This window comes from Serratia sp. FS14 (assembly GCF_000695995.1).
Lineage (GTDB): Bacteria > Pseudomonadota > Gammaproteobacteria > Enterobacterales > Enterobacteriaceae > Serratia > Serratia nematodiphila.
This window is the reverse complement of sequence record NZ_CP005927.1, coordinates 1818756-1842834: the sequence shown is the minus strand read 5'-3', so window position 1 is coordinate 1842834 and position 24079 is coordinate 1818756. Positions and strand designations below refer to the sequence as shown.

General features: G+C 59.7%; 20 protein-coding genes. 11 read left to right on the top strand and 9 right to left on the bottom strand.

Features of this window, described 5'->3' with window-relative positions:
- The first annotated feature begins 168 nt into the window (after positions 1-168).
- The 3 genes from L085_RS08290 (at position 169) to L085_RS08280 (ending at position 3725) form a co-directional block, all read left to right on the top strand.
- Positions 169-1146 carry a DUF1852 domain-containing protein gene (locus tag L085_RS08290; RefSeq protein WP_033632135.1) on the top strand — a complete coding sequence of 326 codons (978 nt, stop codon included), beginning with the start codon at positions 169-171 and terminating at the stop codon, positions 1144-1146.
- 25 nt (positions 1147-1171) lie between these two features.
- Complete coding sequence (locus L085_RS08285; RefSeq protein ID WP_044030528.1) at positions 1172-2203, top strand: methionine synthase; 1032 nt, start codon at positions 1172-1174, stop codon at positions 2201-2203.
- Between the two features lie 172 nt (positions 2204-2375).
- Complete coding sequence (locus L085_RS08280; RefSeq protein ID WP_044030527.1) at positions 2376-3725, top strand: MFS transporter; 1350 nt, start codon at positions 2376-2378, stop codon at positions 3723-3725.
- An 82-nt stretch (positions 3726-3807) separates the two neighbouring features.
- Here the strand turns inward: L085_RS08280 and mscS are convergent, their stop codons facing one another.
- Positions 3808-4674 carry a small-conductance mechanosensitive channel MscS gene (gene mscS, locus L085_RS08275; RefSeq protein WP_004931590.1) on the bottom strand — a complete coding sequence of 289 codons (867 nt, stop codon included), beginning with the start codon at positions 4672-4674 and terminating at the stop codon, positions 3808-3810.
- A gap of 205 nt (positions 4675-4879) precedes the next feature.
- Between mscS and L085_RS08270 the strand changes: the two genes are divergently transcribed.
- On the top strand, positions 4880-5548 hold the full coding sequence (locus tag L085_RS08270; protein ID WP_044030526.1) for a DUF1345 domain-containing protein: 669 nt from the start codon (positions 4880-4882) through the stop codon (positions 5546-5548).
- A gap of 219 nt (positions 5549-5767) precedes the next feature.
- On the opposite strand, the gene fbaA is transcribed toward L085_RS08270, so the two are convergent.
- From fbaA to L085_RS08250, 4 genes are all read right to left on the bottom strand, one after another.
- A complete protein-coding gene (gene fbaA / locus L085_RS08265) occupies positions 5768-6847 on the bottom strand; it encodes a class II fructose-bisphosphate aldolase (RefSeq protein ID WP_004931586.1) in 1080 nt (359 codons plus the stop codon).
- A 116-nt stretch (positions 6848-6963) separates the two neighbouring features.
- On the bottom strand, positions 6964-8127 hold the full coding sequence (gene pgk / locus L085_RS08260) for a phosphoglycerate kinase (RefSeq protein ID WP_015378994.1): 1164 nt from the start codon (positions 8125-8127) through the stop codon (positions 6964-6966).
- Positions 8128-8197: 70 nt separating this feature from the next.
- Complete coding sequence (epd, locus tag L085_RS08255) at positions 8198-9214, bottom strand: erythrose-4-phosphate dehydrogenase (RefSeq protein ID WP_004931582.1); 1017 nt, start codon at positions 9212-9214, stop codon at positions 8198-8200.
- A gap of 311 nt (positions 9215-9525) precedes the next feature.
- A complete protein-coding gene (locus tag L085_RS08250; RefSeq protein WP_274517900.1) occupies positions 9526-10485 on the bottom strand; it encodes a LysR substrate-binding domain-containing protein in 960 nt (319 codons plus the stop codon).
- An 82-nt stretch (positions 10486-10567) separates the two neighbouring features.
- On the opposite strand from L085_RS08250, the gene L085_RS08245 reads away from it, so the two are divergent.
- From L085_RS08245 to L085_RS08225, 5 genes are all read left to right on the top strand, one after another.
- A complete protein-coding gene (locus L085_RS08245) occupies positions 10568-11653 on the top strand; it encodes a tartrate dehydrogenase (protein ID WP_044030525.1) in 1086 nt (361 codons plus the stop codon).
- Positions 11654-12017: 364 nt separating this feature from the next.
- Positions 12018-13628, top strand: coding sequence for a BCCT family transporter (locus L085_RS08240; protein ID WP_044030524.1), 1611 nt, complete (start codon positions 12018-12020; stop codon positions 13626-13628).
- 26 nt (positions 13629-13654) lie between these two features.
- Complete coding sequence (locus tag L085_RS08235; protein ID WP_015378998.1) at positions 13655-14779, top strand: ring-hydroxylating oxygenase subunit alpha; 1125 nt, start codon at positions 13655-13657, stop codon at positions 14777-14779.
- 45 nt (positions 14780-14824) lie between these two features.
- Positions 14825-16273 carry an NAD-dependent succinate-semialdehyde dehydrogenase gene (locus L085_RS08230; protein WP_044030523.1) on the top strand — a complete coding sequence of 483 codons (1449 nt, stop codon included), beginning with the start codon at positions 14825-14827 and terminating at the stop codon, positions 16271-16273.
- Between the two features lie 41 nt (positions 16274-16314).
- Positions 16315-17280: a PDR/VanB family oxidoreductase gene (locus tag L085_RS08225; RefSeq protein WP_044030522.1), complete on the top strand. Its 966-nt coding sequence runs from the start codon at positions 16315-16317 to the stop codon at positions 17278-17280.
- Positions 17281-17310: 30 nt separating this feature from the next.
- Here the strand turns inward: L085_RS08225 and L085_RS08220 are convergent, their stop codons facing one another.
- The 4 genes from L085_RS08220 to L085_RS08205 form a co-directional block, all read right to left on the bottom strand.
- On the bottom strand, positions 17311-18381 hold the full coding sequence (locus L085_RS08220; RefSeq protein WP_015379001.1) for an ABC transporter ATP-binding protein: 1071 nt from the start codon (positions 18379-18381) through the stop codon (positions 17311-17313).
- Positions 18374-20143, bottom strand: a complete 1770-nt coding sequence (locus tag L085_RS08215; RefSeq protein ID WP_004931567.1) for an iron ABC transporter permease — start codon at positions 20141-20143, stop codon at positions 18374-18376. The genes L085_RS08220 and L085_RS08215 overlap by 8 nt, the downstream gene beginning before the upstream one ends.
- A gap of 78 nt (positions 20144-20221) precedes the next feature.
- Positions 20222-21310, bottom strand: coding sequence for an ABC transporter substrate-binding protein (locus L085_RS08210; RefSeq protein WP_041922370.1), 1089 nt, complete (start codon positions 21308-21310; stop codon positions 20222-20224).
- A gap of 168 nt (positions 21311-21478) precedes the next feature.
- Entirely contained in the window at positions 21479-22396 is a 918-nt protein-coding gene (locus tag L085_RS08205; protein ID WP_004931563.1) for a DMT family transporter, read from the bottom strand.
- Positions 22397-22683: 287 nt separating this feature from the next.
- Here L085_RS08205 and L085_RS08200 point away from each other — a divergent pair, with 287 nt between their 5' ends.
- Positions 22684-23016, top strand: coding sequence for a tRNA-binding protein (locus L085_RS08200; protein WP_004931561.1), 333 nt, complete (start codon positions 22684-22686; stop codon positions 23014-23016).
- 30 nt (positions 23017-23046) lie between these two features.
- Positions 23047-23928: a 2OG-Fe dioxygenase family protein gene (locus tag L085_RS08195; protein ID WP_015379003.1), complete on the top strand. Its 882-nt coding sequence runs from the start codon at positions 23047-23049 to the stop codon at positions 23926-23928.
- Positions 23929-24079: the final 151 nt, after the last annotated feature.

The following is a 24079-nucleotide window of genomic DNA, read 5'->3' as shown; positions in this document are numbered from 1 at the left end:
GTGGTAATGAAATTAAGTCTCTTTCACTCCCACCGGGACTCTGGCAAAAATAGACCTCATTAACGACAGACAATATGAAATCGGCTGAATGAAAAAATAGAAAAACAAGCCATTGAAATAAATGGATAAACCCAGCCTTCATATCATATAACAGGATGCTATAAGACGATGAATAGAGACTTTACCTTTACGATTAAGAGCAGTTCTTTCGATGAAGATTATAACCCTTCTGAAAATACGCGTATCACCACCAACTTCGCCAATCTGGCCAGAGGGGAAAATCGCCGGGAGAACCTGCGCAACACGCTGGTGATGATTAACAACCGCTTCAATTCGTTGGCGCATTGGGATAACCCCAAGGCCGATCGCTATGCGGTCGAGCTTGAAATCATTTCGGTTGAGATGCGCATTGAAGATCACAGCGCCAGCTTCCCGGTGATAGAAATCCTGAAAACCAACATCCTTGATAAAAAAACGCAAACGCGTATCGAGGGCATCGTCGGGAACAATTTCTCCTCTTACGTGCGCGATTACGACTTTAGCGTCTTGCTGCCGGCGCACAATAAAAACACGGCGGAATTTACCATTCCGGATGATTTCGGCGATTTGCACGGCAATATCTTTAAGCACTTCGTCAATTCAAACGAATACCATGAGAATTTCAGCAAACCGCCGGTGATCTGCCTCAGCGTGTCCAGCAAAGACACCTATCATCGGACGGGCAATCAACACCCGGTCTTGGGCGACGAGTATCGGCAAGACGGCGCTTCGCTGACCGACCGGTATTTTAAAAAAATGGGCCTGCAGGTGCGCTATTTCATGCCGAAAAATAGCGTCGCCCCCCTGGCGTTTTATTTCCCCGGGGATTTGCTGAGCGATTACACCGATCTGGAGCTGATTGGCACCATCAGCACGATGGAGACCTTCCAAAAAATCTATCGGCCTGAAATTTACAATGCCAACTCGGCGGCGGGGCAATGCTATCAGCCAAGCCTGAATAACCAGGATCATTCATTAACCAAGATTGTTTACGATCGCGAAGAGCGTAGCCAGTTGGCGATTGAGCAGGGGAAATTTACGGAAGAGCAATTTATCAAACCCTACAAGCCTATTCTTGAGCAATGGTCTGCCCACTACGCGCTTTGATTCACTTAAATACAGGTCACCTATCATGAAAATATTGCTCCCCACATCGACCGCCGGCAGCTTACCCAAACCGGTCTGGCTGGCCCAACCGGAAACCCTGTGGTCGCCCTGGAAATTGCAAAATGAAGAATTAATCGAAGGCAAGCAAGACGCCCTGCGTTTATCGCTGGCAGAGCAACAACAGGCCGGCATCGATATCGTCAGCGATGGCGAGCAAACCCGTCAGCACTTCGTCACGACGTTTATCGAACACCTCAGCGGCGTCGATTTCGAGAAACGCGAAGTGGTTAAAATCCGCAATCGCTACGAGGCGAGCGTGCCAACCGTGGTGGGGGCGGTCTCGCGTCAAAAGCCCGTTTTCGTTGAAGACGCCAAATTTTTACGCCAGCTGACCCAGCAGCCGATTAAATGGGCCCTGCCGGGGCCGATGACCATGATCGACACGCTCTATGACAACCACTATAAAAGCCGCGAGAAATTGGCCTGGGAGTTCGCCAAGATCCTCAATCAGGAAGCCAAAGAGCTTGAGGCCGCCGGCGTCGACATTATTCAGTTTGATGAGCCCGCATTTAACGTATTCTTTGACGAGGTGAATGACTGGGGCATCGCCGCCCTGGAAAGAGCCGTTGAAGGGCTTAAGTGTGAAACGGCCGTACATATCTGCTATGGATACGGCATTAAGGCCAATACCGACTGGAAAAAGACGCTGGGCTCTGAGTGGCGGCAATATGAAGAGGCGTTTCCCAAGCTGCAAACGTCGACTATCGATATTATCTCGTTGGAGTGCCATAACTCGCACGTGCCGATGGATCTGCTTGAACTGATTCGCGGTAAGAAAGTGATGGTCGGCGCCATTGACGTGGCGAATCATACCGTTGAGACGCCGGAAGAAGTGGCCGCTACGCTGCGTAAGGCGCTGCAGTTTGTCGATGCCGACAAGCTCTATCCGTCGACCAACTGCGGCATGGCTCCTCTGCCCCGTCAGGTCGCCCGCGGCAAGCTGAATGCCTTAAGTGCAGGCGCCGAGATCGTGCGCCGAGAGCTGTTGGCCAAATAACCGCGCCAGCGCCCGCCGCAGTAGCCTCCTGCGGCGGGCGATTATCAATCGACTCCTTCTCCCCGCAACGCCCCCGCGCTGGTGTATACTCGGATTTCTACGCGATGCCAGCCACAGCGGCCTGAACGGCCCCTCAGCCAGCCCACACCAGCTTAATAACAGTGGAACCCTCATGAGCCCAGATACCGCTCGCATCAGCGAAATCATCGATCGCGCCAGGATCTCACCCTACCAAATCCTGATCCTGACCTTATGTTTCCTCATCGCCCTGCTGGACGGCTTCGATACCGCCATCATCGGCTATATCGCCCCGGCGCTGCGCGAAGAGTGGGGCCTGCAGCCAGCGCAGCTCTCCCCCGCCTTCGGTGCGGGATTGTTCGGTCTGCTGATCGGCAGCCTGCTGTTCGGGCCGATCGCCGACGCCATCGGCCGCAAACGCGTGCTGCTCGTCGCGGTGCTGGTGTTTGGCGGCTGCACCCTGGCTTCAGCCTATGCGCATTCGATCGAATCTCTGACCTGGTTGCGCTTTATCACCGGCATTGGCCTCGGGGGCGCGATACCGACCTGCATCACCCTCAGCTCTGAGTACTCACCGGCGCGCCGGCGCATGCTGCTGGTCACCCTCAGCTGGAGCGGCTTTACCGCCGGGCTGGCCCTGGGCGGCCTGCTGGCCGGGCAGATCATCCCCGCGTTCGGCTGGCGCGGCCTGCTGCTGGTCGGCGGCATTGCACCGTTGGCGCTGCTGCCGCTGTTGGCCTGGCAGATGCCCGAGTCGGTGCGCTTTATGGCCGCCAGCGCCAAACATGCCGATCGGCTGCGCCGGGTGGTCGAGCGTATCACCGGCCAGCGTTGGACGGGGGGACCCATTGTCGATGACGAGCGCCCGGCGCAGGCCAGGTCGCCGATCTCGCACCTGTTTATCGAAGGGCGCGCCGTGCGCACCCTGCTGCTGTGGGCGGCATTCTTCTGTTCGCTGTTCGTGTTCTACCTGCTCACCAGTTGGCTGCCGACGATCCTCAAAGACGCCGGTTTCGATATCGCCCACGCCTCACGCATCGGCGCGATGGTGCCGCTCGGCGGCACCCTGGGCGCCATCCTGATGGCGCTGCTGATGGATCGGGTCGGGCCCTATCGCGTGCTGGCCGTCTCCTACCTGGGTGCCGCGCTGGTGATCGGCGTGACTGGTTACCTGATGGGCGACGCATACACGCTGGCCGCCGTCGTGTTCCTGATAGGCTTCGGCGTGGCCGGCGCGCAAAACGGCCTGAATCTGGTTTCCGCCACCCTTTACCCGACTGCAGCCCGCGTGACCGGCGTCAGCTGGGCCATGGCCAATGGCCGCTTCGGCTCGATCGTCGGCTCGATGCTCGGTGCCTGGATGATGACCGCCGCCGGTTCGCCGGAAGTGTTCTTCCTCTGGCTTGCGCTGCCGGCGCTGCTGGGCGCAGCCGCCATCTTCCTGCTTTATCGCCTCAGCCTGCACCGCCGCGCGCCGCTCACCGAACCGGCGGCCGGCATCTGAACTCGCGGAAAATAAAAGGCCGAGACGCCATCAGTGACGTCTCGGCCTGCAATAAAAAAGGGGGCCAGGGCCCCCTTCTCTGTTATTCCGCCTTGGCGGAAACGTCTTCGGTGCGATACAGGTGCACGTCCATCTGCGGGAACGGAATGCCGATGTTGTGGGCATCCAGCGCGCGCTTGAAGTTTTCCATCAGATCGAAGTACACGTTCCAGTATTCCGCGTTGGTGGTCCAGGAACGGGTCACGAAGTTCAGAGAGGACGGTGCCATCTCGTTCAGACGCACGGTCACGCCTTTAGCGTGCATAATGCGCTTGTCGGCGGCGATCACGTCGCCCAACACCTTCTTCACCACGTCGATATCGGCGTTGTAGGCCACGCCTACCACGATGTCCACGCGGCGGTTCGGTTCGCGGGAGTAGTTGATGATGTTGCCGGCGATGATTTTACCGTTCGGCACCACGATGGTTTTGTTGTCTGCGGTACGCAGGGTGGTGGAGAAAATCTGCACCTGATCGACGGTACCGGCCACGCCGCCCAGATCGACATACTCACCCACGCGCAGCGGGCGGAAGATCACCAGCAGCACGCCGGCGGCGAAGTTGGACAGAGAGCCTTGCAACGCCAGGCCGACGGCCAAACCGGCGGCACCCAGCACGGCGATCACCGAGGTGGTCTGCACGCCGACGCGCCCCAGCACCGCGATGAAGGTGAACGCCAGCACGCCGTAACGTACGATCGCCGACAGGAAGTCTGCCACCGTGGCGTCGATGCCGCGCAGTTTCATCACGCGGTTCAGCGCATTGCCGACCACGCGGGCCACGATCGAACCGATGATCAGGATAACGATGGCGGCGACGATATTCACCGCGTACTGGATCAACAGATCCTGGTTCTTCACCAACCAGTCGCCGGCACCGTTGATGCCGTCTACTACATTCAAATCTTTCATTCGTGTCGTCCTAACTCAGTCCCTAACGGGAGAAACTCGCAAAAATACACTGGCTTCGGCAGCCAGTAGGAAACCACCGCCTAAGGGTAACCAACATTAAAGGCTCATGCCAACCGTCAGCGTTAAAAATAGCCGAAACCGCCCGCCGCTTCTTCTATGCTGAGAACAGCGCGTTGGCCATTTCACGACAAGGGATCCGTTCTTCATGCACATTCGCTCTTCGCTCAAACACTATTGGCAAGTGCGGCCCAGGCTGCTGTTTTCCGTCGGCGCCGGGCTGTTGTGCTTCCTGCTGCTGCCCGCCCAGCTCTCGTTGCTGCAGCGTTTGATGATCGGCTGGAATACGCTGGCCTGGCTCTATCTACTGTTTCTCTGGCGGCTGATGCTGGTCAGCACGCCGCAGCACATTCGCCAGATCGCCCGGCGGCAGGACGAAAGCGCCAGCACGGTGTTGGCGCTGGTCAGTTTCGGTTGTCTGGTGAGCATTCTGGCGATCCTGTTCGAATTGAGCAGCGCCAAACAGGCCAGCGACTCGCTGAAAACCCTGCATCTGGCACTAACCGGCGGAACGCTGGCGGTTTCCTGGCTGCTGCTGCCGACCGCCTTCACCATGCACTATGCTCATCAGTTTTATCGCCAGGGCGCACAGCAGGATCCTTTGCCGCTGCTGTTCCCCGGCAACCTCACCGAGCCGACCTATCTGGATTTCGCCTACTTCTCCTTCACCATCGCGGTCGCGTCGCAGACCGCCGATGTGGCGGTCGGCGCGGCAGAGGTGCGCAAGATCACCCTGTTGCAGTCGGTGATCTCCTTCGCGTTCAACATGCTGATCCTGGGCCTGTCTATCAACGTCGGCGCCGGCTTGCTGAGCTGAAAACGAAAAAGGCTCCCCGCAGGGAGCCTTTTAATCACAAACAAAGGAGGAAAAAACGTGGTTTTTCCTCCTTTGTGATCATCAGCCGAAAATCAATAAATTGATTTTCCTTATTTTTTATATTTTGCCAACGGCGAGCCAGGCAACGCCATCAGGCTTGTCATAAACAACAAGGCTCCCCGCAGGGAGCCTTTTGCATAGTGCAACAGCTGGCGAAGATTACAGAACGTCTACCGCGTTCAGATCTTTGAAGGCCTGCTCCAGACGCGTCACCATGCTGGTCTGCGCTGCGCGCAGCCAGACGCGTGGATCGTAGTATTTCTTGTTCGGCTGATCGGCGCCTTTCGGGTTGCCCAGCTGGCCCTGCAGGTAAGCTTCGTTCGCTTTGTAGTACTGCAGGATGCCGTCCCAGGTCGCCCATTGGGTGTCGGTGTCGATGTTCATCTTGATCACGCCGTAGCTGACGGACTCTTTGATTTCCGCATCGCTGGAACCGGAACCGCCGTGGAACACGAAGTTCAGGCTGTTATGCGGCAGGTTGAATTTCTCGGAAACGTATTTCTGAGAATCGCGCAGGATGGTCGGAGTCAGCTTAACGTTACCTGGCTTGTACACGCCGTGCACGTTACCGAACGAGGCTGCGATGGTGAAGCGCGGGCTGATGGCGTTCAGTTTTTCGTACGCGTAAGCCACGTCTTCCGGCTGGGTGTACAGCGCGGAAGCGTCCATATGGCTGTTGTCCACGCCGTCTTCTTCACCGCCGGTGCAGCCCAGTTCGATTTCCAGCGTCATGCCGATTTTGGCCATGCGCTTCAGGTAGGCGCTGCAGATCTCGATGTTTTCTTCCAGAGATTCTTCAGACAGATCGATCATGTGGGAAGAGAACAGCGGTTTGCCGGTAGCGGCGAAGTGCTTCTCGCCGGCGTCCAGCAGGCCGTCCAGCCATGGCAGCAGTTTCTTCGCGCAGTGGTCGGTGTGCAGGATCACCGGCACGCCGTAGTGTTCAGCCATCTGGTGAACGTGGTGTGCGCCGGAGATAGCGCCCAGAATCGCTGCGCCCTGAGGCACATCGGTCTTCACGCCTTTGCCGGCGATGAACGCGGCGCCGCCGTTGGAGAACTGAACGATGACCGGCGCGCGCACTTTAGCCGCGGCTTCCAGCACTGCGTTGATGGAGTCGGTACCCACGCAGTTTACCGCTGGCAGCGCAAAGTTGTTCTCTTTAGCAACTGCGAAGACTTTCTGAACGTCATCACCCGTGATGACACCCGGTTTTACGAAATCAAAAATTTTAGACATGTTACTTTGTCCTGTTTCGTCGGCCGTAGATGGATGTAAATCGATGTTTTCACGCCGCGCAGCGTTAGCCGTGCGGTATAAAACAAACGGGCGGCTTTCGCCTCCCGTTGTCTGAATTACTGCTTAGCGCGCTCTTCCAGCATCACGACTGCAGGCAGCGGTTTCCCTTCAACGAATTCCAGGAATGCGCCACCGCCGGTGGAGATGTAGGAGATTTTGTCAGCGATACCGAACAGATCGATGGCTGCCAGAGTGTCGCCGCCGCCAGCGATAGAGAAAGCGTCGCTATCGGCGATCGCGCGGGCGACAATTTCGGTGCCCTTACGGAAGTTAGGGAACTCGAATACGCCAACCGGGCCATTCCACAGAATGGTTTTGGCGTTCTTCAGGATAACGGCCAGACGCTCGGCAGAGACGTCGCCCATATCCAGAATTTGCTCGTTGTCCTGGATCTCGCTCGCCGGCTTCACGGTCGCGGTCGCGGTCTCAGAGAACTCGGTCGCCACGCGCACGTCGGTCGGCACCGGAATGTCGCAGGTTTCCAGCAGTTTCTGCGCGTTCGGGATCAGATCCGGTTCGTACAGGGACTGGCCCACGTTGTTGCCCTGCGCCGCCACAAAGGTGTTGGCGATGCCGCCGCCGACGATCAGCTGATCGGCGATTTTGGACAGGGAATCCAGCACGGTCAGTTTGGTGGAGACTTTAGAACCGCCCACGATGGCGACCATCGGACGGGCCGGGTTACCCAGGGCTTTGCCCAGCGCTTCCAGCTCGGCGGACAGCAGCGGGCCGGCACAGGCGACAGGCGCGAACTTGCCCACGCCGTGGGTGGAAGCCTGCGCGCGGTGCGCGGTGCCGAATGCGTCCATCACGTACACGTCGCACAGCGCCGCGTATTTCTTGGACAGGGTTTCGTCGTCTTTCTTCTCGCCCTTGTTGAAGCGGACGTTTTCCAGCACCACCAGTTCGCCTTCGGCGACGTCGACGCCATCCAGATAATCCTTCGCCAGACGCACTGGGGATTTCAGGTGGTCTTTCAGGTAGTTGACCACAGGCAGCAGGGAGAATTCTTCGTTGTACTCGCCTTCGGTAGGACGACCCAGGTGGGAGGTTACCATCACGCGGGCGCCTTGCTTCAGCGCAGCTTCGATAGTCGGCAGGGAAGCGCGGATACGCGCGTCGGAAGTCACTTTACCGTCTTTTACCGGCACGTTCAGATCGGAGCGGATCAGTACGCGTTTACCCGCCAGATCCAGATCGGTCATCTTAATTACAGACATGGTGAACCCTCTTTATTGAATCTCTATAAAATTGCCTGAGCAGCGCGCCAATCACGCCGGCGCCGCCGTACTAGAAACCGCTGGCGGCCATTGCCCGTGTTGTATCCAACATCCGATTGGCAAAGCCCCATTCATTGTCGCACCAGACCAAGGTCTTTATCAGGTGCTGCCCGCTGACCCGGGTCTGCGTACCGTCGACGATAGCGCTGTGCGGGTCATGGTTAAAATCGATCGAGACCAATGGTAATTCCGTGTAGTCAACTATACCACGAAATGATTCCCGTGCGGCCTTTTGCAACAGCTGGTTGACCTCCGCCACCTTCACCGCGGCGCTCACGCTGACGCTCAGATCGATAGCCGTCACGTTAATGGTCGGCACGCGCACCGAGATAGCCTCGAAGCGGTCGCAAAACTGCGGGAAGATGCGGGTGATGCCCGCGGCCAGCTTGGTATCGACCGGAATGATCGACTGGCTCGCCGCACGGGTGCGCCGCAAATCCGCGTGATACGCGTCGATCACCGGCTGATCGTTCATCGCCGAGTGAATGGTGGTCACGGTGCCGGACTCGATGCTGTAGGCGTCGTCCAGCAGCTTGATCACCGGAATAATGCAGTTGGTGGTGCACGAGGCGTTGGACACGATGCGATGTTCCGCCAGCAGCGTCTGATGGTTAACGCCGAACACGATGGTGGCGTCCAGATCGTTGCCGCCCGGATGGGCGAACAGCACTTTCTTCGCCCCCGCCGCCAGATGGGCTTCGCCATCCGCCCGGCTGCCGTACACGCCGCTGCAGTCCAGCACCACGTCGACGCCCAGCTCGCCCCAGGGCAACTGCTCCACCGCCGGCTGGTGCAACAGGCGAATCGCGTCGTCTCCGACGCTCAGCGTGTCGCACTCCTGCCGCACATCCCAGGCGAAGCGGCCGTGGCTGGAATCGTACTTCAGCAGATGGGCCATGCCTTCGGCGTTCGCCAGCTCGTTGATCGCCACCACGGAGATTTCCGCCCGTCGTCCCGATTCGTACAGTGCGCGCAATACGCTGCGGCCGATGCGGCCAAAGCCGTTTATCGCTATGCGGATGGTCATGCTGCTCCTGAAAAAGGGCCGTCCACGCCGGGTGACTCACCGGCGCCGCCCGGCGCTGACTGGTTGTCTCACTAACCCGCATAGAGTAGTGGATCGTACCGCCCGCTGTGAATCGCCGAGTTTGCATTATTCCCGCGCTTCAGCGTTTTTTCACCGCCGTCACATCGGCATTTCTGTTGAAGAGTGCTTCAACTGAAACGCTTCAGCTGAGCATAAACCAAAGTTTTGGCAAAAGGAACAGGTGCAACAGTTCCTCAGGTAACGGAGGGGAGTTTTACGAGCATAAGATGATCTGGCGCACATTTTTGGCCTCAAGACCGCGACGGATTTTCGCTCGCCGGCCCCGTTTCGCCGTAGTGCTCACGAAAATAGTCGCGCAAAAATTCGACCGTCACCCGCACTTTCGCCGACGTTGCCAGCCGGGAAACGTATACCGCCCAGATGTTGGCCGGCTGATAATACTCCGGCAGGATGTGCACCAACCTGCCGCTATCGATGTTCTCTTTCACGTCCCAGGCGGAACGCAGCGCGACGCCCTGCCCGTCCAGGCACCACTGGTGCACGATTTCGCCGTGGTTCGACGCCAGCGCCCCCGTCACCTTCACCGTCTCTTCGCCGCCCGGCCCCTGCAGCCGCCACAGCCCGAACGGGTGATCGCGTTCCTTGATCACCAGACAGGAACGGCCCGCCAGCTCAGCCGGATTTTTCGGCACGCCGTGGCGCTGCAGGTACGCCGGCGAAGCGCACAGGATGCGCTGATTGTCCGCCAGCTTGCGCGCAATCAAATTGGGGGCGATATCGTCGCCGATGCGGATATCCAGATCGAATCCTTCGCTGACCAGATCCACCAGCCGATCGGACACGTCGAGCCGCAGTTCCAGCTGCGGGTACTGCCGCGCCAGCGCCGACAGCGCCGGCGCCACGAAACGCCGGCCGAAGCCGAAGCTGCTGACCACGCGCAGCATGCCCTGCGGCGCCTGGCGCACCTCGGACAGTTCGTCCATCATCTGATCGACATCGTTGAGAATGCGCTGCGCCCATTCGTAGATGCGTTCACCGTCTTCGGTGATCGCCACCCGCCGCGTGGTGCGGTGCAGCAACGACACGTCCAGCGCCTTCTCCAACAGCGCAATACGCTTGCTGATAAAGGCAGGCGAAACACCCAGCTCTTCGGCGGCGGCGGCGAACCCGGCGCGACGCGCCACCAGCACGAACACCCGCAGGTCACTCAGGATCGGCATATTGTTCATGATTCGTGTTTTATGTTTCACCGTTTTCGCGATTGATTAACATTTAGTCAATTATAGGATAAGAGTGTTGTCAATCTCCCCTACCTACAAATGAGACCTCTGTATGAGCAAAACTTACAAGATTGCCGCTATCCCCGGGGACGGTATCGGACGGGAAGTGTTGCCGGAAGGCATACGGGTATTGCAGGCGGCGGCGGCGCGCTGGGATCTGTCGTTGGAATTCGACACCTTCGAGTGGACCAGCTGCGACTACTACCAGCACCACGGCCAGATGATGCCGGACGATTGGTTTGAGCAGCTCAAGGGCTTCGACGCCATCTATTTCGGCGCCGTCGGCTGGCCGGACACGGTGCCCGACCACATTTCGCTGTGGGGTTCACTGCTTAAATTTCGCCGCGACTTCGAGCAATACGTCAACCTGCGCCCGGTGCGACTGTTTCCCGGCGTGCCCTGCCCGCTGGCGAACAAGCAGCCGGGAGACATCGATTTCTACGTGGTGCGCGAAAATACCGAAGGGGAATACTCCTCGCTCGGCGGACGGATGTTCGAAGGCACCGAACGCGAGATGGTGATCCAGGAATCGGTGTTCACCCGTCAGGGCGTGGACCGCATCCTCAAGTACGCCTTTGAGCTGGCGCAGCAGCGCTCGCGCAAGCGTCTGACCGCCGCCACCAAGTCCAACGGCATGGCCATCAGCATGCCGTACTGGGATGAGCGCGTGGCGGAGATGGCGCGCCAATACCCTGATATCGCCTGGGATAAACAGCACATCGATATTCTGTGCGCGCGCTTCGTGCTGAACCCCGAACGCTTCGACGTGGTGGTCGCCTCCAACCTGTTCGGCGATATCCTGTCGGATCTCGGCCCGGCCTGTACCGGCACCATCGGCATCGCGCCGTCGGCCAACCTGAACCCGGAACGCAACTTCCCGTCGCTGTTCGAGCCGGTACACGGCTCGGCGCCGGACATTTTCGGCAAAAACATCGCCAACCCGATCGCCATGATCTGGAGCGGCGCGATGATGCTGGACTTCCTCGGCGACGGCGATGCCCGCTACCGCCAGGCGCACGACGGCATCCTGCAGGCGATCGAACGCATCATCGCCGACGGGCCGCGCACGCCGGACATGCGCGGCGACGCCTCCACCCAGCAAGTCGGCCAGGCGATCGCCGCCCTGCTGCAACGCTGAACGCCGCAGATTTTCCCGCGCAGGGCGCCCTTCCGCGCCCTGCTTTGCCACGTCCGTTTTTCCGCATCGATCGCCGCCGCAAATCCGTTGAAAACCACCGCAGAAGGCACGCCAATACCCCGGTCAAGATCACAACAAATTGTTTACATACTGTGTTTTATCCTTTTACAGATGCCCTAATTGTGGCCCTCCTGTAATTTGTGCACACTCAAAAATGTTAATGAAGAGTAAATATTCCCGGCAGCGTTCAGCCGGGGCGTTTGCTCCTCGCGGTGTAACAAAACAAAGGGTTCAAACCAATAAGGCCCGGGCGCCCCCTACGCTTTGCGCACCGGTCCACCACCGATAACAGGAGTTCACTCCCATGCAGAGCAATCCCAAAAAGGATGTCACGCTCATCGCCATCAGCCTGTGCAGCATTGCGCTGATCGCCCTTTGCCTGATGCTCTTTCCGGCCCAATCCGCGCTTATCGCCAACACCATTTTCAACGGCGTCACCCGGCTGTTCGGTTCAACCATTCAAATCCTGGTGCTGATCGCCCTGCTGGTGGTGCTGTATCTGGCGTTGAGCAAATACGGCAACATCCGCCTCGGCGAAGGCAAACCGCAATACTCCACGCTGGCCTGGCTGTTCATGTTCATCTGCGCCGGCCTGGGCTCGTCCACCCTGTACTGGGGGGTGATGGAATGGGCGTATTATTACCAGACGCCGGGGCTGAACATCGCGCCGCGCACCCCAAAGGCGCTGGAATACAGCATCAGCTACTCCTTCTTCCACTGGGGCCTGAGCGCCTGGGCGACCTACGCCCTCGCCTCGCTGATCATGGCCTACCACTTCCACGTGCGTAAGAACAAAGGGCTCAGCCTGTCGGGGATCATTGCCGCCATCACCGGCGTGCGTGCCAACGGCCCGATCGGGCGGATGGTGGATCTGATTTTCCTGGTCGCCACCGTCGGCGCCCTCACCATTTCGCTGGTGCTGACCGCCTCCACCTTTACCCGCGGGCTGACGGCGTTAACCGGCATCCCGGATAACTTCACGGTACAGGCGACGGTGATCCTGCTGGCGGCAGTGATCTTCTGTCTCAGCTCTTACATCGGCATCGACGGCGGCATGCAGCGCCTGAGCAAAATGGTCGGCTGGGGCGCCTTCGCCTTCGCCGGGCTGGTGCTGCTGGTCGGCCCCACCGAGTTCACCATCAACAACACCATCAACGCCATCGGCCTGACGGCGCAAAACTTCCTGCAGATGAGCCTGTTCACCGACCCCATGGGCGACGGCAGCTTCAGCCGCAGCTGGACGGTGTTCTACTGGCTGTGGTGGATCTCCTATACCCCGGGCGTGGCGATGTTCGTCACCCGCGTCTCGCGCGGCCGCAAGATTAAAGAAGTGATCTGGGCGCTGCTGCTCGGCAGCACCCTCGGCTGCTGGTTCTTCTTCGGTTCGCTGGAAAGCTACGCCATGCACCAGTTCATCAGCGGGCAGCTCAACGTGCCGGAGATCCTCAGCACCCAGGGCGGCGAAACCGCCGTGCAGATGCTGCTGACAGCGCTGCCGCTCGGCAAGCTGTTCCTGGCCGCCTATCTGTTCATCATGATCATTTTCCTGGCCTCGCACATGGACGCCGTGGCCTACACCATGGCCGCCACCAGCACCCGCAACCTGCAGGAGGGGCAAGATCCCAGCCCGATGCTGCGCCTGTTCTGGTGCGTGGTGATCACCCTGATCCCGCTGTCGATCCTGTTTACCGGCGCCTCGCTGGACACCATGAAAACCACGGTGATCCTGACCGCGCTGCCGTTCCTGCTGGTGCTGCTGGTGAAAACCTACGGCTTTGCCCGCTGGCTGAAACAGGACTACGCGGCCATCCCGGCGCACCTGATCGAAAGCAGCCCACCGGCGCTGCCAGACGCGCAGCCGGCCGCCGAACTCTCCGCTCCATCGTCGTATCAACCGCGCCCTATGGCGAAATGACAATAAGAAAAGAGGAAGGTTAACTTATGAGCACTCTGATCCCTGAATTTACCTTACCGAAAGACTTCTGCGCCGACGCCCGCGAGGCTTACACCATTCCGGCCCGGTTCTATACCCACCAGGCAGCGTTCGAGCACGAGAAAGAGCAGGTGTTCGCCACCAGTTGGATCTGCGTGGCGCACCGCAGCGAGCTCGCCCAACCGAACGACTACATCACCCGCGAGATCATCGGTGAAAACATTCTGGTGGTGCGCGGCCGCGACAAAGTACTGCGCGCCTTTTACAACGTCTGCCCGCACCGCGGCCACCAGCTGCTGGCGGGCGACGGCCGGGCGAAAAACGTCATCACCTGCCCTTATCACGCCTGGGCGTTCAAGCTGGACGGCGAACTGGCGCACGCGCGCAACTGCGAAAACGTGCAGAACTTCGATAAGGAAAACTCGCATCTGGTGCCGGTGCGGGTCGAAGAGTACGCCGGGTTTATTTACGTCAATCTGGACTCGCAGGCCGGCACGGTGGAAGACCAGCTGCCGGGCCTCGGCGCCAAAGTGCGCGAGGCCTGCCCGCAGGTCGACGATCTCAAGCTGGCGGCGCGCTTCGTCACCCGCACCCCGGCCAACTGGAAGAACATCGTCGACAACTACCTCGAGTGCTACCACTGCGGCCCGGCGCACCCCGGCTTCGCCGACTCGGTGCAGGTCGACCGCTACTGGCACACCCTGCACGGCAACTGGACGCTGCAGTTCGGCTACGCCCGCCCTTCCGAGCAGTCGTTCAAGTTTGAAGAGGGTAAAGAAGCCAGCTTCCACGGCATCTGGCTGTGGCCGTGCACCATGTTCAACATGCCGCCGCTGGAAGGCATGATGACGGTGATCTATGAGTTCCCGGTTGATGCGGAAACCACCCTGCAGCACTACGACATCTACTTCACCAACGCCGATTTGAGCGACGAACAGCTCAAACTGATCGACTGGTACCGCGACGTGTTCCGCCCGGAAGATTTGCGGCTGGTGGAGAGCGTGCAAAAAGGCCTCAAATCGCGCGGCTATCGCGGCCAGGGGCGCATCATGGCCGACGGCGCCGGCAGCGGCGTCAGCGAGCACGGCATCGCCCACTTCCACAACCTGCTGGCGCAGGTTTATCAACCCTGATGCGACGGGGCCCAAGGGCCCCTTCCCCTGACTTGTGAGGTTCTCGTGAATATTTCCGATCGGGCGCTATTCCGCCAACAGGCCTACATCAACGGCCAATGGCGCGACGCCGACAACCAGGAAACCCTGCCGGTGAGCGATCCCGCCACCGGCCAACTCATCGGCAGCGTGCCCAACATGGCGACGGCCGAAACCCAATCGGCGATCGACGCCGCCCAGCAGGCGCTGGAAGGCTGGCGCGCGCTGCCGGCGCAACAGCGCGCGCAGCTGCTGCGCCGCTGGTTCGAACTGATGCTGGAACAGCAGCAGGATCTGGCCAGCCTGATGACGCTGGAACAAGGCAAACCGCTGGCGGAATCGCTGGGCGAAATCCGCTACGCCGCCTCCTTTATCGAATGGTTCGCCGAACAGGCCAAGCGCACCAATGGCGACATCATCCCCTCGCCGAGCAGCGATAAACGACTGATGGTGCTGAAGCAGGGCATCGGCGTGTGCGCGGCGATCACGCCCTGGAACTTCCCGGCGGCGATGATCACCCGCAAGGCCGCGCCGGCGCTGGCGGCCGGCTGTACGCTGGTGGTCAAACCCGCCAACGAAACCCCTTATTCGGCGCTGGCGATGGCCGAACTGGCCGAGCGCGCCGGCATTCCCGCCGGGGTGTTCAACGTAGTGACCGGCAACTCACAGGCGATCGGCGCCGAGCTGACCCGCCACCCGCAGGTGCGCAAACTCAGCTTTACCGGCTCCACGCCGGTGGGCAGGCTGCTGATGCGCCAGAGCTCGGACACCATCAAGAAGGTGTCGCTGGAACTGGGCGGCAACGCGCCGTTCATCGTGTTTGACGATGCGGACATCGATGCCGCGGTGGAAGGCGCGCTGATCGCCAAATACCGCAACGCCGGGCAGACCTGCGTGTGCGTCAACCGATTCTACATACAGCGCGGCGTTTACGCCCAGTTCGCCGAGAAGTTTGTCGCCCGGGTAGCGGCGCTGCAGGTCGGCAACGGCTTCGAACCGGGCGTGCAAATAGGCCCGCTGATCAACCGCAAGGCGCGCGACAAGGTGCTGGAGCTGCTCGATGACGCGCTGAGCAAAGGCGCTCAGGTGCTGACCGGCGCCACGCCGCACGCGCTGGGCGGCAATTTCTTCACCCCGACGGTGCTGGGCGACGTGCAGCCCGGCTCGCTGCTGCTGGAAGAAGAGATCTTCGGCCCGGTCGCGCCGCTGGTGATATTCGATGACGAAGCCGAGGCGATCCGTCAGGCCAACGATACCATCTACGGCTTGGCCGCCTACTTCTACACCCGCGATGCGGCACGCATCTGGCGCGTTTCGGAACGGCTGGAGTACGGCATGGTCGGCATCAATACCGGGCTTATCTCCAACGAGGTGGCGCCGTTCGGCGGAGTGAAACAGTCAGGCCTGGGGCGTGAAGGCTCCGAATACGGCATCGAAGACTATCTGGAGCTCAAATACCTGTGCCAGGCGGTATAACTTTTTTATGCGCGGGGACGCCCGCGCTTTGGAGCCAATGAATGACCAGCTATCAGATGCTTGATGTTCGCGTCGTCGACATCGAAACCATCACCGCACAGGTCAAGCGCTTTACCCTGGCGGATCCGCAAGGCCGGCCACTGCCCGCCTTCAGCGGCGGCAGCCACATCATCGTGCAAATGCAGGACGGCGAGCGGCGCTACAGCAACGCCTATTCGCTGCTCAGTTCACCGTTCGAGCTCGACCGTTACCAGATCGCCGTGCGCCGTGAGTCCCCTTCCAAAGGCGGTTCCGACTTCATGCACGATCGGCTGGCGATCGGTGATACGCTGACCATCAGCACCCCGAATAACCTGTTCGCGCTGGCGCCGGAAGCGCAACATCACGTGCTGATCGCCGGCGGCATCGGCATCACGCCGTTTATGGCCCATCTGCATGAGCTGCAACGCAGCGGCCAACGCTACCATCTGCACTACTGCTTCCACAGTGAAGAGCACAACGCCTTCCAGCAGCAGCTGATGCAAGCGCCGTTCGCAGACAACGTCAGTTGCCATGTCTCCAGCCTTGGCGGCCGGTTGGATCTGGCGCGCACGCTGGCCGACGTGGAACCCGGCGCCCATATCTACGTCTGCGGCCCGGCGGCGCTGAACGAAGCGGTCTACCGGATCGCCGCCGAACGGGGTATCGATGCCGCGCGTTTACACAGCGAAGCCTTTGCCGCCGAAGACACGGCGGGCGGCGCCTTTACGCTGGTGCTGGCTCGATCGGGTATTGAACTTGAAGTGGCGGAAGACATGACCATCCTGCAGGCGCTGGAAAACAGCAAGGCAGCCAGGGTCGAGTGCCTGTGCCGCGAAGGCATTTGCGGCACCTGCGAAACCCGCATCGTCGAGGGGGAAGCCGACCACCGCGATCAGTATCTCAGCGACGAAGAACGCGCGGCGCAGCAAACCCTGTTGATTTGCTGCTCGCGCGCCAAAGGCAGCCGGCTGGTGCTGGATTTGTAAAAGGAGCGCCCGCATCGGCGGGCGTCCTGGTTAGGCTTTCGGGAATATCCACAGATGCTCGGCCGGCAGGGAGAGCCGGCACAGCGCCCGATCGCGCGCCTCATGCCCATAGGCGCGCACCACGAAGTCTTCGGCCACGGTGCGGAACAGGTATTCCCAGCGATCGCCAAGATACATGCTGGTCAACAACGGCAGCTCAAGCTGGTTGCCCTGCGGATCTTCGCCCAACTGCACGCGCTCCACGCGGATCACCGCCGTGCCCTCCTGCCCGACCTGCACGCCTGCGCCCGCTTTGCCCCACAGAGCCCAATCCTTGCCTTCGATGCGCGCCCGGTCGCCTTCCAGCGCCACGATCTTGCCCGGCAAGCGGTTGTTGCTGCCCATGAACTCGGCGGTGAACAGCGTGGTGGGCGAGCCGTACATCTCCTGCGGCGTGCCCTGCTGTTCGATTTTGCCGTTATTGAGCAGCAGGATGCGATCGGAAATGGCCATCGCCTCGTTCTGATCGTGGGTCACCATCAGCGCCGACAGACCGAGCTTGATGATCAGCTCGCGCAGGAATACCCGCGCTTCTTCGCGCAGCTTGGCGTCGAGATTGGACAGCGGCTCATCCAGCAGGATCACCGGCGGGTTGTAGACCAGCGCACGCCCGATCGCCACGCGCTGCTGCTGGCCGCCGGAAAGCTGGTGCGGGTGCCGCTTGGCTAAATGCCCCAGCCCGAGCTGATCCAGCACCGCCTGTACCCGCTGGGCGATTTCCGCCGAGCCGGTCTTACGCAGCTTCAGCGGGTAAGCGACGTTCTCAAACACCGTTTTATGCGGCCACAGGGCATAGGACTGAAACACCAGCCCCAGGTTGCGCTCTTCGGCGGGAATTTCGCTGCGCGCGCTGCCGTTGTACACCGCGCTGTTGCCGATGACGATCCGCCCCTGGCTCGGTTTCTCCAGCCCGGCCACCGCCCGCAGCAGCGTGGTTTTGCCACTGCCCGACGGGCCCAGCAGCGAGACCACTTCGCCCCGTTTCAGATCCATCGACACCCCTTTCAGCACCGGGTTGTCGCCATAGGTCAAATGCAGATTCTCTACCGAAAGTTCAATCATGTAATTTCACTCCAAAGCGCAAGGCGATCCCCAGCCCCAGCACCACCAGCAGAATATTGATGAACGACAGCGCGGCGACGATATCGATAGCGCCCGCGGCCCACAGAGAAACCAGCATCGAGCCGATGGTTTCCGTGCCCGGAGACAGCAGATACACCCCGGTGGAATATTCGCGTTCAAAAATCAGGAACATCAGCAGCCAGGAGCCGATCAGGCCATAGCGCGACAGCGGAATGGTGACGTGGCGGGTGATCTGGCCGCGGCTGGCGCCGGCGCTACGCGCCGCCTCTTCCAGCTCCGGCCCCACCTGCAGCAACGTGGAAGAGATCAGCCGCAGGCCGTAGGCCATCCACACCACGGTGTAGGCCAGCCAGACGCTGAAGATGGTGCTGCGCAGCGAACGCAGCCAGACAATCCAGTTAGCACGCAGCCACTCGGCCATCGGCAACGCCGACAGCCAGCCTTCCTTGAGCGATTTGTCCAGCCACATCGGCAGGAACAGGAACACCCACAGGAATGCCAGACCGGCCAGCAGCCCTGGCACCGCGCGCGGCACCAGCACGCTGTAGTCGAGGAAGCGCGTGGCGCCATCCGGCTTGCGGTGCATCGCGATGCCGATAAACAGGTAGCACGCCACCGCCAGCGCCCCGCCGATCACCCCGATCGCCATCGAGTTGACGATGGCGCGCAGCAGGTTGGGCTGCGCCCAGATGGTGCGAAAGGTGTTGATCGACAGTTCGTCCCAGACAGACACGCCCACGCCCCAGTTGGAGATAAAGGCGCGCAGCACCACGCCGATCAGCGGCACGCCGATGGTCACGGTCAGCCAGAACACCACCACCGCGCCGGCCACCCAGCGCCATTTACCCAGCGGCAGCGCGCGGGCCTGCGAGGCTTTGCCCTTGACGGTGACAAAGCGGTTGGCGGTGCGCATCAGCCGGCGCTGCAGCATCACCAACGGAATAGTGATGCAAATCAGCACCACCGCCACCGCCGCCATCAGATGGTAAGACGGCGTGCCCAGCTTGTTGGTCAACTGGTACAGGTAGGTCGCCAGCACCAGGTTGCCTTCCGGATCGCCCAGCACCAGCATCAGGCCGAACACTTCCAGCCCGAGGAAGAACAGCAGCACCCCGGCGTACAAGATAGACGGCCGCACCATCGGCAGACTGACGGCGGTCATCACCTGCAGCGGCGTGGCGCCGGCGGTGCGCGCCGCTTCTTCAACGTCGGAGCCCACGCTGCGCAGCGCCGAGGAGATGTACAGGTAGGCGTGGGGCACGTGCGTCAATCCGGCTATCACCACGATGCTGGCCATTGAGTAGATGTTCCACGGCACGAAGCCCAGCAGCGCCTCCGCCCACAGCGAGAAGAAGCCTACCGGCCCCGCCGCCACCACGTAACCGAAACCCAGCACCATCGGCGACACGAAGATCGGCACCAGAATCAGCGGTTCGATGATTCGCCGCCCCGGCAGATCGGTGCGCACCATCAGGAAGGCCAAAATACCGCCGAGCGGGATGGCGATAATCACCAGGCCGAATGCCAGAATAAATCCGCTTTTCAGGGCTTTGTAGAAATCCGGGTCGGTAAAGATGAACTCGAAGGCCTCAAGGCTGAAGACCTTGGAAGGAGAGAAAAACGGTGCCGAGAGGAAGCTTTGAATGATGATAAACGACAGGGGGACATAGATAACCAGCGCGGTTATCAACACCACCAGGCCGCGCGGCAGGCTCTGCCACTTTCTGCGCCATGCTTGCATAAATGCTCCCTATGGTTGTAAACGACGACCAAAGGGCGCGCGCCCGTGCGACAGGCGCGCGTCCGAATGCAGCCCCTGTTATTTCGCCGCGGCGGCGCGCCATTGTTTGATGTAGTCGAGACGCTTGGCCGGCTGCAGATATTCCAGCAGGCTGTCATCGACCGGGATCGGCTTGAGCGCGTTACCCAACAGCTTGGTCATGCCATCGATGTCGTTCTTGCCTTCGATGTCGTTGCGGATCGAGGGGATGTCCGCCTGATTGGCGAGAATATTTTGCCCTTTCTCCGACAGCACGTAGTCGAACCACAGCTTGGCGGCGTTAGGGTTGCCGGCCTCTTTGCTGATGAAGCTCACGCGCGACAGCACCAGGGTGTAGTCTTTCGGATAGACAATGCCGAGCGACGGGTCGCTCTTGGCGCGAGCCTCGGCGTACGAACCGAGGATATTGAAGCCGATCAGGTTTTCACCGGAGGAAACGCGTTCCATCATGGTGCCGGTGGAGGATTGCACCGCCAACCCGCCCTTGGCCACATCGGCCAGCGTTTTGAAGTAGTTAGGATCGGCCTTGAAGTCCTGCACCGACAGCATGAAGCCGACGCCGGATTTTTCGATGTCGTAGGTGGTGACTTTCTTCTTGAATTTGTCCGTCTGGCCGGCGATAAGCTTGGCCAGCGCCGCATGCGAATCCGGCACATCGCCTTGCGGGATCAGGCGTTTGTTATAGATAAACACCACCGGCTCGTAGGTGGTGCCATACACCTTCTCTTGCCATACCGCCCATTTCGGCAGCTGAGCCTGCTCGGGGGAGGCATATTCCTGCGCGTAATCGCCCGCCAGTTTCAAAATGGTGTCCATCGACGAGCTCCACACCACGTCGCCGCTGGTGCCGCCGGCCGCCTGCTCGCTGATAAAGCGGTTATACAGTTCGGTGCTGTTCATGTCGTTGTATTCGACCTTGATGCCCGGATACAACGCCTCAAACCCCTGGATCAACGGCGCCGCCGCCTTGGTGTCGGTGGTCGAGTAAATCACCACCTTGCCTTCTTTCTTCGCGCCGTCGACCAGTTTCTGATAGTCGGCGGGGTAGCCCGCCGGGAAGGCCGCATAGGCGGAAACGGAGCCCAGCAAGGTGATTGCCGCTACGGTCGCGCTGATTTTTTTCATCATCATCATCCATCCCCTGATCACATTTAATAAACCAAAAATTAACATATAGTTAATAACTATGACGAGGCAACGGCGTTGCTTTGTTATCTTTCGGTTTTGTGAGGTTGGACGTTTTTCAGCCAATAAAAAGCCCGACAGCGCGGGCTTTACGGCGCTTCCAGTCGCAAACTATTCGGCCAGGCGAGAACGCCGCAGCAGGCGAATTCGCTGTACGATGGCGACCCCCAGCAGGGTCAGGGCAAACCCCGCCAACTGCACCAGCGACAGCGCCTCGCCAAACAGCGCATAAGCCTGCAGCGCTGCCGCCGGCGGCACCAGCAGCATCAGCGCGGTAATGCGAGTCAAATCGCCGTGGCGCACCATCCAGATGAACAGCGCGGTGCCGCCCAGCGACAACACGCCGGCCGACCACAGCAGCGAGAACCACAGCGTCGGCGAATTGTCCCAGGCGCCGGAGCCCATCACGGCCGCCAACGCGCCGGTCACGATCGCCGCGCCGAGGTGCTGAATGGCGCCCGCCGCCCGCAGATCGGCCGCCGCCAGCGAAGACTTCTGCACCATGATGCCGATCGTCAGCGCGACGATGCTGCCAAACCCCATCAGGATCGGCAACAGCGCCATATTGCCGACATCAATGCCGGTCAGCCGGGGAGAAAGCACCAGCGCAACGCCGATAAAGCCGATCGCCAGCCCGGCCCAGGAGCGCAACCCTATCGATTTGCGCAGCACCAACGCAAAAATCAGCGCGGTGAACAGCGGCTGCAAGCCGCCGATCAGCGACATCACCCCGGCCGCCAGGCCGTTCGCTACCGCCCACCAGCTTGCAGCGAGATAAACGCCATTCATCAACATGCCGGTCAGCAGGTGCATCACGAACTGCCGCCCCTTGGGCCAGGCGCAATGCAATGCCAGCAAAGCGAATACCGCGGCGGCGATCAAAAAGCGAAAGGTCAGGAAAAGGTTGGGATCGGCATGATCCGCCACCGCCCGCGCGGCAATAAAACCCGTCGACCAAATTAATATCAGGAAAAACGGCGCGATAAATGCCTTTCGCCGATCGCGTTTTTCACGCGGGGTTATTTCCATATCACTACCTGAAAGAATGCGGTTGATGAATGAAGGCATACTAACCAATTTAACACGGGCTTAACAGTGCCGAGCGGACGCCCAAGTTCAGATGGTGCACATAATTACCGGTGAATAATGAAGTTTCAATTTCATATAATTCATCAAGCTTATAATTAATTACGCTACGTTACGACAATGTAAATTAATTGCTACATCGGGTATAAATATTCCCCTCTTGGCGACATTGTCGGGATAATTCCCCTTTGCTAGCCTTTCTGAAGCCATTTAATTAACGGGACTGACTCATGGCCGAAATCACTGATTTTATGAAACTGGATATGCGTATTGGCGAAATTATTTCCGTGGAATATAACGACAAGGCGTTAAAACCCGCCTATAAGCTGCGCATTGATTTCGGCGAGGAAATTGGCATTAAAAACAGCTCGGCACAATTATGCGAAAACTATCAGGAAGATGACCTGCTTGGCAGAAAAGTCATCTCCGTCGTTAATTTCCCCGCCAGGCGGGTTGCCGGATTTAAATCCGAAGTGCTGGTTCTTGCCGCGGTCACCAGGGATCAAGGCACCGTCTTGCTGAAACCCGATTTCGACGTGGAGATCGGCAGCAAGATTTTATAACCGCCCCATCATTCGTGAGGCCACCGAGAAATGCGACAGTTATCTCTGCTTGATGAAGTTAAGAAGGCATACCAGGAACACCGTTCAGCCTTTATCCCCGGCGCTACCATGCAGGCAATCCTGCTGGCGCTGGGCGCGCGGCCGGAAGATTTCGCCAGGCTGCAGCAGGTCAGCGCCAATCTGGCGGATGATCCCACGCTGCCTTTCCGCAAGTCCAGAAACGGCCGTTTCTGTTTCGACTTCGATCGCGCCCGGATTGAGCGGCTGGAGTTCCAGCCTTTCGTGCTCTCGGTCGAGGAAGACTTCATCCGCTACGATTCAGGAAAGGTGCGTCATTTCCGCGGCATCAACGACGATCTGCAGTTGAATACGGCCTTTCAGGCGCTGATGAAATTCAAAGCCTACGTGATCGATGGCGTGGGCGTGACGCCGCGCCCCCGGCTTAATCAGAAGATCAACAAGTTCGTCTGCACCGTATTCAACCTGCGCACCGTCACCACGCCGCAGATGCTGGGCGAACCGGCGCTGGAAGGTGTGCACAGCGACGGCGTCGACCACACCATGACAACCTTCCTCGGCTGCGACAACATGACCGACGACAGCGCCAAGACCTTTATTCACGATATGCGCGAAACCAGCGGGATCAAATTCGATCGGGCCCGGCCGGAATGGATTTTGGGCGAAATACAGCATCGGCATTTCCTCGACACCCTGCTGATTGTCGACCACGAGCGCAAACACAGCCTCTCTCCGGTGAAAGCGCAGGACAAACGTAAGGATTCAACCCGCGATATGCTGATCTTTTTCACCCGCAAACCGGTCGAAGACGGCCACGTCTCTTTCGCGTACGACTCTTTTAAACCGCATATCGAAATCCCGCTGTCGATAGACATGGTGGCGCGTGCGAGCTAACGCGCTGCCGGGCCGGCCGCCATGATTCATCTGTGCGGCCGGTTCACGCCAGGATAAACAGCGCTGGATTAATCAGGTTTTTGTCGCCGAATTATTATATCCTGCCGGACGAAAATTTTTGCGGGCGCTCGCTGCCCCACGCGCCAGCCCT